This window comes from Xenorhabdus thailandensis (assembly GCF_037996785.1).
Taxonomy (GTDB): domain Bacteria; phylum Pseudomonadota; class Gammaproteobacteria; order Enterobacterales; family Enterobacteriaceae; genus Xenorhabdus; species Xenorhabdus griffiniae.
In genome coordinates, this window is sequence record NZ_JBBMXF010000007.1 from 150,890 (window position 1) to 167,287 (window position 16,398).

The following is a 16,398-nucleotide window of genomic DNA, read 5'->3' on the forward strand; positions in this document are numbered from 1 at the left end:
AAAATTTACTGAGATAAACGGCGCCCTTTTTACAGGACGCCGCTCTTTACGTCAAATTTATTCTACTGATGATTCCGGTGATTGCAGTTCCACATCAGTGGTAATCACAGCTTCTTTCATGCTCAGGCGGATACGTCCCTGACGATCAATTTCCAGCACTTTCACCGGAACTTCTTGCCCAATTTGCAGATAATCAGTGACTTTCTCGACACGTTTTTCAGCGATCTGAGAAATGTGTACCAGTCCTTCTTTACCACCACCGATAGCAACAAATGCACCAAAATCAACAATGCGAGTTACTTTACCAGCATAAATACGACCCACTTCAACTTCCGCAGTGATTTCTTCGATACGTCTGATAGCATGACGTGCTTTGTCACCGTCAGTCGCTGCAATCTTCACTGTACCATCGTCTTCAATTTCAATGGTTGTCCCGGTTTCTTCCGTCAATGCGCGGATCACAGAACCGCCTTTACCAATCACATCTTTGATCTTGTCTGGATTGATCTTGATAGTGTGGATACGTGGTGCAAATTCAGAAATATCATTGCGTGGGCTATGAATTGCCTGCTCCATCACACTCAGAATATGCAAGCGAGCACCTTTAGCCTGATTCAGCGCAATCTGCATGATTTCACGGGTGATACCTTCGATTTTGATGTCCATTTGCAATGCGCTGATACCATCACGGCTACCCGCAACTTTAAAGTCCATGTCACCCAGGTGATCTTCGTCACCCAAAATGTCAGACAGAACAACAAAGTTTTCGCCTTCTTTCACCAGCCCCATCGCGATACCCGCAACGGCTGCCTTAATCGGTACACCGGCATCCATCAACGCCAGTGATGCACCACAGACAGAAGCCATAGAGGAAGAACCGTTGGATTCAGTAATTTCAGATACCACACGAACGGTATATGGGAATTCGTTGATGCCTGGCATCACAGCCAATACACCACGTTTCGCCAGACGACCGTGACCAATTTCACGACGTTTTGGTGAACCGACCATACCCGTTTCACCGACAGAGTACGGAGGGAAGTTATAGTGGAACAGGAAGCGATCGGTACGCTCACCCATCAGCTCATCGATAACTTGAGCATCACGCTCTGTGCCTAATGTTGCTGTTACCAGTGCCTGAGTTTCACCACGGGTAAACAGGGATGAACCATGAGTACGTGGCAGCACACCTGTGCGAACGTCAAGAGCACGAACCATGTCTTTTTCACGGCCATCAATACGCGGTTCACCACGCAGAACACGGCTACGAACAACATTTTTCTCCAGAGTAGCGAGAACTTCAAGCACCTCAGTTTCTTCCAGTTCAACGCCTTTTTCTGCAAATTCTGCCAGGATAACCGCAGTGACTTCTTCTTTGATATTATCAACCTGAGCGTAACGTTCCTGCTTCTCAGTAATGCGATAAGCATCACCCAGACGACTTTCAGCCAATTCTGCAATACGATCGTGCAGAGGTTGATTAACAGGCTCTGGCGCCCAGTCCCATTTCTCTTTACCTGCTTCAGCAGCCAGTGCATTGATGTTATCAATCACAATCTGTTGCTGCTCGTGACCAAACACAACCGCACCCAACATTTGCTCTTCAGTCAGCAGTTCCGCTTCGGACTCAACCATCAGCACCGCGTTGTTTGTACCTGCAACGACCAGATCCAAACGGCTGTGTTTCAGTTCATCACTGGTTGGGTTCAGTACGTACTGATCGTTAATATAACCCACGCGTGCAGCACCAATTGGGCCATTGAATGGGATACCAGACAATGCCAGTGCAGCAGAAGAACCGATCATGGCAACGATATCAGGGTTAACTTGTGGGTTAACAGAAACGACGGTCGCGATGATTTGAACTTCATTCAGGAAACCTTCTGGAAACAGAGGGCGTAGAGGACGGTCGATAAGACGGGCAACTAATGTTTCACCTTCCCCCGGACGGCCTTCGCGACGGAAAAAACTTCCCGGAATACGGCCAGCAGCGTAAGTACGCTCCTGATAGTTAACGGTCAGAGGGAAGAAATCCTGACCTGCTTTGACTTTCTTTTGACCGACAACGGTGACAAATACCGCTGTGTCATCCATATTTACCATAACAGCAGCTGTCGCCTGACGAGCCATCATGCCAGTTTCGATGGTCACAGTGTGCTGACCATACTGGAATTTACGAACAATCGGATTAAGCAAAATAATTTTCCTTTGTTAGTGTTGCCAATTTAAGAAACTGGCAACAATGGATTTTTTCTTCTTGCTACACCCTCACGACTAATGACAGTGCTCACTGCTTTGAGGACTCTCATTAGCCGCGCGAGTCACTGTAGCGGAAGAGGTTCAAATTTTAGAAACGGTATAAAAACAGTGGATTAAATTTTCTGTTACCTATCAATTCCGTTTTCTAGAAGAAAAGGGGCCCGATTAGGCCCCTTTCCACTGAAACTCATCAATTAGCGACGCAGTCCCAGACGCTCAATCAGAGCAGTATAGCGTGCAACATCTTTACGCTTCAGGTAGTCCAGCTGCTTACGACGCTGTGCAACCTTTCTCAGCAGACCACGACGGCTGTGGTGATCTTTTTTGTGCTCTGCAAAGTGGCCTTGCAGGTGGTTGATGTCAGCAGTCAGCAATGCGATCTGAACTTCGCTGGAACCACTGTCGTTAGCGCCACGGCCAAATTCAGCAATAATTTGCGCTTTTGCAGCAGTACTTAGAGACATAGTATAACTCCAAATAAGTAATTTAAAATGACGAGTGCCGATCTCTAATTCAGCCACTCATGTACAGACGCGGTATTCTACGCTGCAAATAGATGAAGCGCAAGACAGCACAATCACCGTCATTCTGCGCCCCAATTCAATTTACCTGCTGTAATTCCTTGTCTATTGCTATCATTATTCCGTTTCAACAACCAGACGACGTGGAGCCACGAGTCCATCATCATCGATCATGGCAATGCCGATGAATTTATTTTCATCTCCTTCGGTCACCCTCACCCATTCATCTGAAGCCAAATTATGTTTGCTGCGAACCGGCTGGCCTTGTTTGAAATACGACGCAACGACAGATGTTAAGTGAATGACAGGAAAATGAACCACGGCGGTATCCATGGGTAACAATAATGGATCAAGCAATTCCCACGCCTCAATTTCTTGATCTTCAGCCTGTTGTTTTAACTCATATAACTGTTCCAACGTTACCATTCTTTGATTGGGATAGTTGGCAACCTGCAAACGACGCAGATAAATGACATGCGCGCCACAGCCCAAAAGCTCCCCTAAATCATCAATGATGGTACGGATGTAAGTTCCCTTGGAACAGTGTATTTCCAATTCCAATTCATTCCCTTCCCAGCGAATGAATTGCAATTCATAAACAGTGATAGGACGCGCTTCCCGCTCCACTTCAATTCCCTGACGGGCATATTCGTATAGCGGTTTTCCTTGATGTTTCAATGCAGAGTACATGGAAGGAACCTGCATGGTATCACCACGGAATTGCTCCAATGCAGCATTAAGCTGAGATTCGGTGATTTTTACGTCACGCTCACTGATGATTGTTCCATGTGAATCCGACGTATCCGTGCGCTGCCCTAAACGGGCAATCACACGATAGCGTTTGTCAGAATCCAGCAAGAATTGGGAAAACTTAGTCGCTTCCCCCAGACAAATCGGCAACATGCCTGTCGCTAATGGATCCAACGCACCAGTATGGCCCGCCTTACTGGCATTGAAAATACGTCTGACTTTCTGTAACGCATCATTGGAGGAAATATCCTGCGGCTTATCCAGCAACAGTACACCGTGTATAGCACGGCCTCTACGACGGCGCCCCATCATTTTTCCTCATTGTGATCCGCAAATGCGCGACGCTTCTCATCGTTTTTAACGACGTTACTAACCAAATTCGACATCCGCATCCCTTCCACCAAAGAACTGTCATAAGAGAATGTCAGTTCAGGAATGATACGCAGGCGCATCGCTTTACCCAGCAGGGAACGAATAAAACCAGAGGCTTCGTTCAATGCCTTGATACCCTCTTTAACCATCTCTGAATCATGCCCATCCACCAGCACATTCAGAAAGGTAACAAATACTTTGGCATAAGCCAGATCGCGAGAAACCTCAACACCAGAGACTGTCGCCATTCCAATACGGGGATCTTTGATTTCACGCTGTAAAATGATGGCAATTTCTTTTTGCATTTCCTGTGCAACGCGCTGAGTACGACTAAATTCTCTTGCCATTGTTATATCTCCTGACATTTTGGGGGGCATGAAGCCCCCCAAGAATGGAATGAATCTATTGATAAATAACGGTATTAATCGATGGAGCGTTTAACTTCAATCACTTCAAAGACTTCAATCATGTCACCAACGCGAACATCATTGTAGTTCTTCACACCGATACCACATTCCATACCATTACGGACTTCGTTAACGTCATCCTTAAAGCGACGCAAGGATTCCAACTCACCTTCGTAAATAACAACGTTATCACGCAGTACGCGGATCGGATTATTACGCTTGATGGAACCTTCTGTCACCATACAACCCGCAATCGCACCAAATTTCGGTGACTTAAATACATCACGAACTTCGGCAAGACCCATGATCTGCTGTTTGTATTCTGGTGCCAGCATACCGCTCATCGCCTGTTTGATCTCATCAATCAGGTTATAGATAACGGAATAGTAACGTAGATCCAGGTTTTCGTTTTCAATGATACGGCGTGCAGAAGCATCAGCACGAACGTTAAAGCCCAGAATAATTGCTTCAGATGCCGCTGCCAGTGTCGCATCAGTTTCAGTGATACCACCCACACCAGAACCGATGATTTTCACTTTAACTTCATCAGTAGACAATTTCAGCAGTGAATCACTGATTGCTTCACATGTACCTTGAACATCCGTTTTCAGAACAATGTTCAGTTCAGATACCTTGCCTTCTTCTAAGTTAGCGAAGATATTTTCCAACTTAGCTTTATGCTGACGAGCCAATTTCACTTCGCGGAATTTACCCTGACGATACAAGGCCACTTCACGCGCTTTTTTCTCATCACGAACAACAGTTGCTTCATCACCCGCAGATGGCACATTGGACAGCCCCAAAATTTCCACTGGGATAGATGGGCCAGCCGAGGTCACTTCACGGCCAAGTTCGTTACGCATCGCACGGATACGGCCATATTCGAAGCCACACAGAACGATATCGCCTTTGTTCAGCGTACCGGATTGAACCAGAATGGTTGCAACTGGGCCGCGGCCTTTATCCAGGAAGGATTCAATGACCACACCATTCGCCATACCAGTGCGTACCGCTTTCAGTTCAAGCACTTCAGATTGAAGCAAAATGGCTTCCAACAACTCATCGATACCAATACCAGCTTTAGCAGATACATTGATGAACTGGTTTTCACCGCCCCACTCTTCTGAAATGATGCCGTATTGCGATAATTCATTCTTCACGCGATCCGGATCAGCTTCTGGTTTATCGATCTTGTTCACAGCAACAACAACAGGTACGTTGGCCGCTTTAGCATGCTGGATAGCTTCTACGGTCTGTGGCATCACACCATCATCCGCTGCGACAACCAGAACAACGATATCTGTTGCTTTTGCACCACGTGCACGCATGGAGGTAAACGCAGCATGGCCTGGGGTATCCAGGAAAGTGATCATGCCTTTTTCAGTTTTCACATGATACGCACCAATGTGCTGGGTAATACCACCTGCCTCGCCAGACGCCACTTTAGTGGAACGAATATAGTCCAGCAGAGAAGTTTTACCGTGGTCAACGTGCCCCATGATGGTCACAACTGGCGCACGAGGTTCCGCCTGTGTTTCACCCGTATCACGATCGCTCATCAGCGCTTCTTCCAGTTCGTTTTCACGACGCAGGATAACTTTGTGCCCCATTTCTTCGGCAACCAGTTGCGCGGTTTCTTGGTCGATCACTTGGTTGATGGTGACCATTGCGCCCATGTTCATCATGGTCTTAATGACCTGAGCACCTTTAACGGCCATTTTGTTAGCCAGTTCGGCAACAGTAATTGTCTCACCAATCACAACGTCGCGGTTAACCGCAGCAACAGGTTTCGTGAAGCTCTGTTGTAAAGCACTAGGCTTACGTTGCTTACCTTTGGTACGACCCACAGCACGAGCTTCTTCGCGATCAGCTTTCGATTCAGAATGTTTATTATTCTTCTTCTGGCGGGATTTACCGCCGCGGGAGCGGGAACGACGATCGCCTTCTACTTTGGCGTCATTTTCATCTTCCGCATCACGGGCATAGCGGGAAGTGGTTATGTGGTAGTCACTATTGTCACTGTTATCAGAGTCATAAGACCATTTGTCTTGGTTCTCCTCTGCCATTCGACGCGCTTCTTCTGCAACACGTTTCGCTTCCTCTTCCACCTTACGGCGCATTTCTTCTTCAGCTTTACGTTTTAAAGTTGCAGCTTCAGCCTCACGACGCGCTTTTTCATTTAGCGCGGCAGAATGATTCTGAACTGATTTTTGATTGTTTTCGGTATGTTGCTTAGTCACTTTTTCTTTTTCCGCCGCCTCACGCTGAGACAGTTTAGCCTCTTCACGTTTGGCTTTTTCTTCTGCTTCACGTCGAGCGCTCTCTTCCGCTTCACGTTTTGCCTTTTCTTCAGCTTCACGTTTAGCTTGCTCTTCCGCGAGTTTTTTCGCTTCAGCTTCAAGCCGCGCCTTCTCTTCTGCCTCGCGCCGAGCCTGCTCTTCCGCCTCACGCTTTGCCTGCTCTTCCGCTTTAGCCTGTTCAATGGCATCGCGGTTTACATATGTGCGTTTTTTGCGGACTTCAATCGCTACCGATTTACTTTTGCCACCGGTGCCAGGAACGTTCAGTGTACTGCGCGTTTTACGCTGTAGTGTCAATTTACCTGGCTGACCGCCAGAACCGCCTTGTTCGCGGTTCAGGTGAGCCAGCAAAGCTTCTTTTTCTTTCTGGGAAACAGAGTCAGTTGCGGTTTTCTGAATGCCAGCATCAGCAAATTGCTGGATTAGACGTTCCACCGATGTCTGGATCTCTTCTGCCAGTATTTTTACGGTTACCTCTGTCATTCTGTTCCTTCCTGCTACAGTTTATTTATGCATCATCGCCAAACCAACAGATATTTCGGGCCGCCATAATGAGTTCTCCTGCTTTCTCATCATTCAGTCCTTCGATATCAGATAAGTCGTCGATACCCTGCTCGGCAAGATCTTCCAGAGTGCAGATGCCACGGGCAGCCAGGTTAAACGCCAAAGTACGCTCCATGCCAGGCAGATTCAATAAATCTTCGGCAGGTTGCTGATCACCAAGACTCTCTTTCTGAGCCAGTTCCAGCGTCGTCAAGGCCGCTTTAGCACGTTCACGAAGAACTTCAACGGTTTCTTCATCAAGGCCCTCTACTGCCAGAAGTTCATTGATTGGCACATAAACCAGTTCTTCTAGTGTAGAGAAACCTTCCTCGACCAATACAGTGGCGAAATCTTCATCAATGTCGAGATGCTTAGTAAATGTATCAATAGAAGCATGTGCTTCTGCCTGATGTTTTGCTTGTAGCTCTTCCGCAGTCATGACATTGAGTTCCCATTTGTCATCACCACGATGTTTTTTCAACAGTTGCGCCGCCAGACGAACGTTCTGACCATTACGTCCAATCGCCTGAGCAAGATTACTGTTTTCTACGGCAACATCCATAGTACAGCTGTCTTCGTCAACCACAATAGATGCAACATCTGCCGGAGCCATTGCATTAATGACAAACTGCGCAGGGTTATCGTCCCACAACACAATGTCAATTCTTTCACCGCCCAGTTCACTGGAAACGGCTTGTACCCTCGCACCACGCATACCAACACAGGCGCCAACAGGATCAATACGCTTGTCGTTGGTTTTCACTGCGATCTTTGCACGGGAACCCGGATCACGAGCAGCCGCTTTGATCTCAATGATCTCTTCACCGATCTCAGGCACTTCGATGCGGAACAACTCAACCAACATCTCAGGACGAGAACGAGTAATGAAAAGCTGTGCCCCACGCGCTTCAGGACGAACATCATACAGAACACCACGCACGCGGTCACCTGGGCGGAAGTTTTCCCGTGGCAACATATCTTCACGTAAAATGACCGCTTCAGCATTATTACCTAAATCCAAGGTAATATTTTCGCGGTTCACTTTTTTGACCTGACCGGTCACGATTTCGCCTTGCTGCTCACGGAATTGATCAACAACCATCGCACGCTCAGCTTCACGTACTTTCTGTACAATAACCTGTTTTGCCGTTTGAGTCGTAATGCGGTCAAAGGTCACTGATTCAATTTGATCTTCAATATAACCACCCAGTTCAATCTCTGGGTTATCAAATTTTGCCGCTTCCAGCGTAATTTCGCGCGTTGGCTGAGTCACTTCGTCAACAACTAACCAGCGACGGAAGGTATCAAAATCACCTGATTTACGATCGATACAAACGCGGACGTCGATTTCCTGCTCATACTTTTTCTTGGTGGCTGTCGCCAGTGCAATCTCTAATGCTTCGAAGATTTTTTCGCGAGGGAGTGATTTTTCATTAGAAACCGCTTCCACAACAGCCAGAATTTCTTTATTCATCCTAGTTGCCTCATCCGAACTTTAAAAGTGGGGTACCAGGTTCGCTTTCTGGATGTTGCTCAGTGCGAACACTTCGTCTTTTCCATCCACCGTAACCGTAATCATTTCACCATCAACTGACTTGATGATACCTTGCCATTTGCGACGGTTCTGCATTGCCATGCGTAAAACCAAACTGACATCTTCACCAATAAAGCGCTGGTAATGTTCAGCCTTAAACAGTGGACGTTCAAGCCCTGGTGAAGATATTTCCAGGTTATAAAGCCCTGGAATCGGATCTTCAACATCAAGCACTGCACTGACCTGGTGGCTAACATCAGCACAATTATCAACAGTGATACCCTCCTCACTATCGATATAGACCCGCAGCGTTGATACACGAGCGCGAATAAACTCCAGGCCAACTAATTCAAAACCCAAAGCTTCAACTGGTGCTGAAATTATCTCTGTTAATTTTTGCTCTAATGTGGACAAGCCCACCCCCAAGACATAAAAAAAGGGCTATATTAGCCCAGTAATTCTGCTGTCAAATAACAAAAAACCCCGACACCCGGGGCTTTATGCAACTGGACCCTATTTACTGCCAGCGGTCTCAACCTACTTCTTTTCTATACCTTCCAAAGCAACCTGTCAAATCAGGGATCGATATTTCAATGGCTGCTGAATTATTTCTGTTGAAAAGATACAGGTTGTTAAGAAGTGGTTGCGGGAGCCGGATTTGAACCGACGACCTTCGGGTTATGAGCCCGACGAGCTACCATGCTGCTCCATCCCGCGTTCGAAAACGTGGCAAATCTTACGCTGATAATACTAAAAACGCAAGTTTCTAGATTAATGGTGCCGAGGACGGGACTTGAACCCGTACGCCCGTTGTTTAGGCACTACCACCTCAAGGTAGCGTGTATACCAATTTCACCACCTCGGCACTGATTTTATAGGTTTGTTATTTTAATGGTTATCTAAACACATCGTTAAAACCAACAATCCTATTTCAATTCTGTTACTGTGGGATATCACTATTTGGTTTTGCTGGCGTTACCGGAACTTCTGCCTGTTTTTCAACTTTCACAGGATCGGCAAGGTTATCCCATTTGCTGCCAGAACCCGTTTTGTTGCTGGTCATGTTACCAAGAATCAAACTGATAACAATGAACAACGTGGCAAAAACCGCTGTCATGCGGGTCATAAAATTACCGGAACCCGATGAACCAAATAGCGTGTTAGATGCACCCGCGCCGAAAGAAGCACCCATATCAGCACCTTTACCCTGCTGTAGCAGAACCAGAGCTATTAGCCCGATGCCAACCAGCAAGAATATACCTAAAAGAGCTTCATACATATGTTGTACCCGTTTCCTCGTGGTGTTTACCACAATTTCATAGCGACCTTATGTTGCATCACCCGCTCACAAAATTAGAAAAATTAACTTATTGAGCGGGTGTGAATACTAACCAAAGCGTATCAGACACGCAAGATTAATTTTAAATCCTGGCGCTGTTCGAGTAAAAAATCAACAAATCAACCGATTTTTTTCACAGCATCAGCAATACGATGCGCCAATGCCGTGACTTGCTCTTCATCTTCACCTTCCACCATGACACGAATCAATGGTTCTGTACCTGATTTACGCAGCAGAACACGACCACGGCCATTTAATTCAGTCTCAACTGATTTTACGGTTTCAAGAACTGATTCTGATTGCAGAGGATCGGCATTACCTGCAAAGCGAACGTTAACCAAAATTTGTGGCAGAAGTTTCATGCCACTGCACAGATCATGCAGGTTCATATTATTGCGTACCATTGCACTCAAGACTTGCAACCCAGCCACAATGCCATCTCCTGTTGTGGTTTTGTCTAGCAAAATCACATGGCCTGAATTTTCTGCCCCCAGACGCCAGCCTTTTTCCTGCAATTTCTCCAGCACATAGCGGTCGCCAACTTTCGCACGTTCAAATGGAATGCCAAGCTGTTTCAATGCCAACTCTAGCCCCATATTGCTCATCAACGTACCCACTGCACCACCACGTAGCTGTCCTTGTCTCAATGCTTCACGTGCAATGATATAAAGGATCTGATCGCCATCAACTTTTTGCCCCAGATGATCAACCATGATGATACGGTCACCATCGCCATCAAATGCCAGCCCAACGTGCGCCTGTTCTTCCAATACGCGCTGTTGCAATAAACGAACATCTGTTGCACCACATTCTTCATTGATGTTGATGCCATTAGGTTCACAACCAATGGTAATCACCTCCGCTCCCAGCTCTCTGAGCACATTCGGGGCAATATGGTAGGTCGCACCATTGGCGCAATCCAAAACAACTTTCAACCCACTTAAACTTTGTTCACTGGGGAATGTCCCTTTACAAAACTCAATGTAACGACCCGCAGCATCAACGATCCGACTCGCTCGCCCTAACTCAGCAGATTCCACACAAGTTAGAGGTTTTTCCATTTCTCCTTCAATCGCTTCTTCAACATCATCCGGTAATTTAGTCCCGTCAATGGAGAAAAATTTAATGCCGTTATCATAGTAAGGGTTGTGGGAAGCAGAAATAACAATGCCAGCTTCTGCACGAAAAGTACGTGTCAGATATGCCACCGCAGGAGTGGGCATTGGACCGGTAAAAGATGCCGATAATCCCGCAGCCGCCAATCCAGCTTCGAGGGCAGATTCCAACATATAACCTGAGATTCGGGTATCTTTACCAATGATGATTTTTCGAGAACCATGACGCGCCAGCACTTTTCCCGCGGCCCAACCAAGTTTTAATACAAAATCAGGAGTAATTGGAGTATTTCCCACTCTGCCACGGATACCGTCAGTACCAAAATATTTACGGTTACTCATAAATTTCTTTTTCCTTTGCTGAACGAATCTTTTGCTCTCAGCGTTTTTTGCTGACACCATGTTCTTTACAAACTCTGTATTCTACAAACTCTGTATTCTATGAACATGTATTCTTTTCAGATACCGTATGTCGTACAGGTATTATTAGCAGACAGTGTTGCGTGAACGACTTGCATTGCCTGAACGGTTTCTTTTACATCGTGCACACGGATAATCTGGGCACCTTTCATGGCTGCAATCACAGCACAGGCAACACTTCCTGTCACACGCTCCTGTGGTGGTACATCAAGTAGTTGGCCAATCATGGATTTACGTGACATCCCTGCCAGAATAGGCAATCCCAAATGATGGAATTCTTGCAAGTGAGCCAATAACTGGTAATTATGCGATAAGTTCTTACCGAAACCGAAGCCAGGATCAAGGATCAGGTTGTTTTTTGCGATACCCGCCGCAACACAGCGTTCAATTTGCTGTATCAGGAAGGTTTTTACTTCCGAAACAACATCTTCATAGTGAGGTTCTGTTTGCATTGTGCGAGGTTGCCCCTGCATATGCATCAGACAAATCGGCAAGCCACTTTGGGCTGCCGCATCAAGTGCTCCAAGTTCCTGCAATGCACGGACGTCATTGATAATATGCGCTCCCGCCTTGGCTGATTCTCGCATAACAACAGCTTTTGAAGTGTCAACAGAAATCCAGGTATCAAATCGTTGCACCAGCGTCTCAATCACTGGAATAACACGATCCAATTCTTCCTGCTCACTTACCTCATTTGCTCCGGGACGAGTCGATTCTCCTCCCACATCAATAATAGTTGCCCCTTCTTTGATCATCCTGGCGGCATGCTCTAATGCTGCATTAAAAGTGTTATGGGTTCCACCGTCAGAGAAGGAATCAGGGGTAACGTTTAAAATTCCCATTACTTGTGGGCAGGAAAGATCGAGGACGCTGCCTCTGGCTGTGAGTTTCATCGCTAAGTGCCTTAATGTCAAAACCCCAGGACAAGCCTGGGGTTTAATACAAGATTGTTAGCCACGTTATGCGGTTGGATTACCATCCGCAGGCTTTGAAGTTTGCTGCGGAGATGGCGTATCATGACGATTGCTATTACCGCCATTTTTATCACCTTCCCAGCCTGCTGGTGGACGTACTGTTGTACGATTCATCAGATCATCAATCTGTGGAGCATCAATAGTTTCATACTTCATCAGTGCATCTTTCATTGAATGAAGAATGTCCAGATTATCCGTCAGAATCTGACGAGCACGTAAATAGTTACGATCGATGATAGCCTTCACTTCCTGATCGATTAAACGTGCGGTGTCTTCAGACATATGTTTTGCCTTAGCAACCGAGCGGCCGAGGAAAACTTCACCCTCTTCTTCCGCATACAGTAATGGCCCCAGTTTTTCTGAAAAGCCCCACTGTGTCACCATGTTACGCGCAATAGAGGTCGCCACTTTAATATCGTTGGACGCACCAGTAGAAACATTATCTACACCATAGATAATTTCTTCCGCTAATCGGCCACCGTATAGGGTTGAAATTTGGCTTTCCAACTTCTGGCGGCTTGCACTGATTTGATCGCCTTCAGGTAAGAAGAACGTCACACCCAACGCACGGCCACGCGGAATAATCGTCACTTTATGCACAGGATCGTGTTCTGGAACTAAGCGACCAATAATAGCATGCCCTGCTTCATGGTATGCCGTGGCTTCTTTCTGTTCCTCCGTCATAACCATTGAACGACGCTCTGCGCCCATCATGATCTTATCTTTGGCTTTTTCGAACTCAACCATAGAAACAACACGCTTGTTACCACGAGCGGCAAACAAGGCAGCTTCATTCACAAGGTTTGCCAAATCTGCGCCAGAGAAACCGGGTGTACCCCGCGCAATGACTGATGCATCAATATCAGTATCCAGCGGAATGCGGCGCATATGAACTTTCAGGATTTGCTCACGGCCACGAACATCCGGCAGACCAACAACGACTTGACGGTCAAAACGGCCAGGACGTAACAAAGCTGGATCAAGAACATCAGGACGGTTAGTCGCTGCGATAACAATAATGCCTTCGTTACCTTCAAAACCATCCATCTCAACCAACATTTGGTTCAGTGTCTGTTCACGTTCATCATGTCCACCACCCAGACCAGCACCACGCTGACGACCTACTGCATCGATTTCGTCAATAAAGATAATACATGGCGCAGCTTTTTTCGCCTGTTCAAACATATCACGAACACGGGAAGCACCAACACCAACGAACATTTCAACAAAATCAGAACCAGAGATAGTGAAGAAAGGGACTTTCGCTTCGCCAGCAATCGCTTTCGCTAACAATGTCTTACCCGTACCTGGAGGACCAACCATCAGGATGCCTTTCGGGATCTTACCACCCAGTTTTTGGAAACGGCCTGGTTCACGCAGGTATTCAACCAATTCGCCTACTTCTTCTTTTGCTTCATCACAACCCGCAACGTCGGCAAACGTGGTTTTGATCTGATCTTCCGTCAACATACGGGCTTTGCTTTTACCAAAAGACATCGCCCCTTTACCGCCACCACCTTGCATTTGGCGCATAAAGAAGATCCAGACGCCAATGAGCAGTAACATTGGGAACCATGAAATAAAGAGGGTCGCCAACAGGCCTTGCTGTTCTGGTGGTTCACCAACAACTTTTACCTGCTTATTGAGTAGGGTATCCAGCAACTTTTCATCCTGAATTGGCATATAAGTGCTGTATTTTCCACTGTTGTCTTTCTTAGTGAAATCAATGTCACGACCCGAAATACGTACTTCGCTTACTTGATTCTGCGATATCTCATTGATGAAATTAGAGTAATCAACCCTACGACCACTGGAATCGCCGGGACCAAAACTCTGGAACAATAACATCAAGACAACTGCGATGACTAACCAGAGAATCAGGTTTTTCGCCATGTCACTCAAGGGATTAACCTCATATTACAACTGTGTTAACAAATAGTAGTCAGGGTACTACACTTTCCGCCCTGTCGCTACAATGTATACTTCACGTGATCGTGCCCGCGAAGATTCTGGTTTACGAACTTTTACCTTCGCAAAAAGGGAGCGTATTTCCCTCAGGTATTCATCAAAGCCCTCTCCCTGAAATACTTTGACAATAAAACTACCCCCAGGGGCCAGCACATCACGACACATATCCAACGCTAACTCAACCAGATACATGGATCGGGGAATATCGACCGCGGGGGTTCCACTCATATTAGGAGCCATATCCGACATGACGACCTGGACTTTATTATCACCAACTCTCTCAAGTAATGTTTTCAATACAAGTTCATCACGAAAATCTCCTTGCAGGAAATCGACTCCAACTATCGGATCCATCGGCAAAAGATCGCAAGCAATGACTCGCCCACTATTACCAATTTGACTCACTACGTACTGAGACCAACCACCTGGAGCAGCGCCTAAATCAACAACGGTCATGCCCGGTTTAAAGATTTTGTCGCTTTGCTGTATCTCATCAAGTTTAAACCAAGCGCGAGAGCGAAGCCCCTTTTTCTGTGCCTGGAGAACATATTTATCACTAAAATGTTCCTGTAACCAGCGACTTGAGCTTGCTGAGCGTTTTTTATTGGCCATTGTTTTTTCCAACTCTACTAATAGGCGCCTTATTTTTTGCGCTCTCTTATCAAACCACACCATACTTTTATGGTGATAGATATGAGATGGCGGTAGAATATATCGTTTTCAATCCCAACTAAGCAAAAAAACGATGACTCTTAACAAGAAACAAATCCAATACCTGAAAAGTCTCGCTCATTCATTAAAGCCTGTCGTTATGATCGGCAACAATGGGCTGACCGAAGGCGTATTGGCTGAAATTGAACAAACTCTTTCGCATCACGAGCTTATCAAAGTCAAAGTCGCAGGCGAAGACCGCGAAATAAAAACTTTGATCGCTGAAGCGATTGTTCGTGAAACTGGTGCACATAACGTGCAGATCATTGGCAAAATGTTAGTTCTCTACCGTCCATCAGAAGAACGCAAGATTAGTCTACCTAAATAATCACGGCATATTTATACAAAAGTGCCATATTAATTTATACCCAATGAATTTCAAGTTGCGGCTTGCAAATCAATGTAATTGTTTATATCTCCTCGCGTAGCGGGGAGATATAAAATGCATCTTGAAAGACGATGGGTATATTTACCTTGATAAAAAAGGCCAAAATCTGGCCTTTTTTATTTGCTCATGGTGTATTAGATATAATCTACGTTCAAAACTTCGAATTCCACTTGGCCGCCAGGAGTAGAAATTACAGCAACATCATCCACTTCTTTACCAATCAAACCACGGGCAATCGGCGAATTCACTGAAAGAAGATTTTCTTTAATATTGGCTTCATCATCACCGACGATACGGTAGGTCTGCTCTTCATCGGAATCCAAGTTCAATACCGTTACCGTTGCTCCAAAAATCACTCGGCCATTGTTAGTCATCTTTGTAACATCAATCACCTGTGCATTGGAAAGTTTAGCCTCAATTTCCTGAATACGGCCTTCACAGAAACCTTGCTGCTCACGAGCAGCATGATATTCCGCATTTTCTTTCAAATCACCGTGCTCACGAGCCTCAGCAATTGCGGCAATAATTTGAGGCCGACGTACATTTTTCAAATGCTCTAATTCTTCGCGCAATTTATCCGCGCCACGTACCGTCATCGGAATTTGTTTCATTTATTCAACCTCTAAATTAATCCTAAGCCCAAACAACATCTTCCTGATTTTTTGTAATAACAGCGCATTTTTTAATAACAGCACAATGAGCACACCTTATCAGGCAGGCTTATAGATACTTAAAAAAAGAAGTGTAATTCAGCACAATCTGAAGTCCACAGGCATACTTACCTGTCGATCTATCAT

The 16,398-nt window shown here is 45.9% G+C and carries 14 protein-coding genes and 2 tRNA genes; 1 reads left to right on the forward strand and 15 read right to left on the reverse strand.

The window, feature by feature from the left end; translation table 11 throughout:
- Positions 1-57: 57 nt before the first annotated feature.
- The 14 genes from pnp to rlmE form a co-directional block, all read right to left on the reverse strand.
- Positions 58-2,196 carry a polyribonucleotide nucleotidyltransferase gene (gene pnp, locus AAC853_RS03165; RefSeq protein WP_338883601.1) on the reverse strand — a complete coding sequence of 713 codons (2,139 nt, stop codon included), beginning with the start codon at positions 2,194-2,196 and terminating at the stop codon, positions 58-60.
- A gap of 257 nt (positions 2,197-2,453) precedes the next feature.
- The gene (gene rpsO, locus AAC853_RS03170; protein ID WP_189758682.1) at positions 2,454-2,723 is read right to left on the reverse strand and encodes a 30S ribosomal protein S15; all 270 of its coding nucleotides are present in this window, start codon (positions 2,721-2,723) and stop codon (positions 2,454-2,456) included.
- 174 nt (positions 2,724-2,897) lie between these two features.
- Positions 2,898-3,839, reverse strand: a complete 942-nt coding sequence (gene truB / locus AAC853_RS03175; protein WP_189758692.1) for a tRNA pseudouridine(55) synthase TruB — start codon at positions 3,837-3,839, stop codon at positions 2,898-2,900.
- Positions 3,839-4,249, reverse strand: coding sequence for a 30S ribosome-binding factor RbfA (gene rbfA, locus AAC853_RS03180; protein WP_338883602.1), 411 nt, complete (start codon positions 4,247-4,249; stop codon positions 3,839-3,841). Before rbfA ends, truB begins: the two co-directional genes overlap by 1 nt.
- Positions 4,250-4,323: 74 nt before the next feature.
- Positions 4,324-7,092, reverse strand: a complete 2,769-nt coding sequence (infB, locus tag AAC853_RS03185; protein ID WP_273559211.1) for a translation initiation factor IF-2 — start codon at positions 7,090-7,092, stop codon at positions 4,324-4,326.
- 25 nt (positions 7,093-7,117) lie between these two features.
- A complete protein-coding gene (gene nusA, locus AAC853_RS03190) occupies positions 7,118-8,626 on the reverse strand; it encodes a transcription termination factor NusA (protein ID WP_338883603.1) in 1,509 nt (502 codons plus the stop codon).
- 21 nt (positions 8,627-8,647) lie between these two features.
- Positions 8,648-9,100 carry a ribosome maturation factor RimP gene (gene rimP, locus AAC853_RS03195; protein WP_189758678.1) on the reverse strand — a complete coding sequence of 151 codons (453 nt, stop codon included), beginning with the start codon at positions 9,098-9,100 and terminating at the stop codon, positions 8,648-8,650.
- Between the two features lie 226 nt (positions 9,101-9,326).
- A tRNA-Met gene (locus AAC853_RS03200) sits at positions 9,327-9,403 on the reverse strand.
- Positions 9,404-9,461: 58 nt separating this feature from the next.
- Positions 9,462-9,551 (reverse strand) — tRNA-Leu (locus tag AAC853_RS03205).
- Positions 9,552-9,626: 75 nt separating this feature from the next.
- Positions 9,627-9,965, reverse strand: coding sequence for a preprotein translocase subunit SecG (gene secG / locus AAC853_RS03210; RefSeq protein ID WP_273559214.1), 339 nt, complete (start codon positions 9,963-9,965; stop codon positions 9,627-9,629).
- A gap of 179 nt (positions 9,966-10,144) precedes the next feature.
- Positions 10,145-11,482, reverse strand: coding sequence for a phosphoglucosamine mutase (gene glmM / locus AAC853_RS03215; protein ID WP_340613674.1), 1,338 nt, complete (start codon positions 11,480-11,482; stop codon positions 10,145-10,147).
- A 116-nt stretch (positions 11,483-11,598) separates the two neighbouring features.
- Positions 11,599-12,453 carry a dihydropteroate synthase gene (folP, locus tag AAC853_RS03220; RefSeq protein WP_340613675.1) on the reverse strand — a complete coding sequence of 285 codons (855 nt, stop codon included), beginning with the start codon at positions 12,451-12,453 and terminating at the stop codon, positions 11,599-11,601.
- Between the two features lie 66 nt (positions 12,454-12,519).
- Positions 12,520-14,436 (reverse strand): ATP-dependent zinc metalloprotease FtsH, encoded by a 1,917-nt coding sequence (gene ftsH, locus AAC853_RS03225; protein WP_340613676.1) that lies wholly within the window; start codon positions 14,434-14,436, stop codon positions 12,520-12,522.
- Positions 14,437-14,484: 48 nt separating this feature from the next.
- Positions 14,485-15,114, reverse strand: coding sequence for a 23S rRNA (uridine(2552)-2'-O)-methyltransferase RlmE (gene rlmE / locus AAC853_RS03230; RefSeq protein ID WP_074019936.1), 630 nt, complete (start codon positions 15,112-15,114; stop codon positions 14,485-14,487).
- Positions 15,115-15,247: 133 nt separating this feature from the next.
- Between rlmE and yhbY the strand changes: the two genes are divergently transcribed.
- Complete coding sequence (gene yhbY, locus AAC853_RS03235) at positions 15,248-15,541, forward strand: ribosome assembly RNA-binding protein YhbY (RefSeq protein ID WP_047766250.1); 294 nt, start codon at positions 15,248-15,250, stop codon at positions 15,539-15,541.
- 194 nt (positions 15,542-15,735) lie between these two features.
- Here yhbY and greA read toward each other — a convergent pair whose 3' ends face one another.
- A complete protein-coding gene (gene greA, locus AAC853_RS03240) occupies positions 15,736-16,212 on the reverse strand; it encodes a transcription elongation factor GreA (protein WP_340613677.1) in 477 nt (158 codons plus the stop codon).
- Between the last annotated feature and the right edge of the window lie 186 nt (positions 16,213-16,398).

Excerpts from the sequence above, each read along its gene's own strand:
- rpsO (WP_189758682.1), bottom strand. The coding sequence starts at position 2,723 with ATGTCTCTAAGTACTGCTGCAAAAGCGCAAATTATTGCTGAATTTGGC.
- truB (WP_189758692.1), bottom strand. The coding sequence starts at position 3,839 with ATGGGGCGCCGTCGTAGAGGCCGTGCTATACACGGTGTACTGTTGCTG.
- rbfA (WP_338883602.1), bottom strand. The coding sequence starts at position 4,249 with ATGGCAAGAGAATTTAGTCGTACTCAGCGCGTTGCACAGGAAATGCAA.
- infB (WP_273559211.1), bottom strand. The coding sequence starts at position 7,092 with ATGACAGAGGTAACCGTAAAAATACTGGCAGAAGAGATCCAGACATCG.
- nusA (WP_338883603.1), bottom strand. The coding sequence starts at position 8,626 with ATGAATAAAGAAATTCTGGCTGTTGTGGAAGCGGTTTCTAATGAAAAA.
- secG (WP_273559214.1), bottom strand. The coding sequence starts at position 9,965 with ATGTATGAAGCTCTTTTAGGTATATTCTTGCTGGTTGGCATCGGGCTA.
- glmM (WP_340613674.1), bottom strand. The coding sequence starts at position 11,482 with ATGAGTAACCGTAAATATTTTGGTACTGACGGTATCCGTGGCAGAGTG.
- folP (WP_340613675.1), bottom strand. The coding sequence starts at position 12,453 with ATGAAACTCACAGCCAGAGGCAGCGTCCTCGATCTTTCCTGCCCACAA.
- rlmE (WP_074019936.1), bottom strand. The coding sequence starts at position 15,114 with ATGGCCAATAAAAAACGCTCAGCAAGCTCAAGTCGCTGGTTACAGGAA.
- yhbY (WP_047766250.1), top strand. The coding sequence starts at position 15,248 with ATGACTCTTAACAAGAAACAAATCCAATACCTGAAAAGTCTCGCTCAT.
- greA (WP_340613677.1), bottom strand. The coding sequence starts at position 16,212 with ATGAAACAAATTCCGATGACGGTACGTGGCGCGGATAAATTGCGCGAA.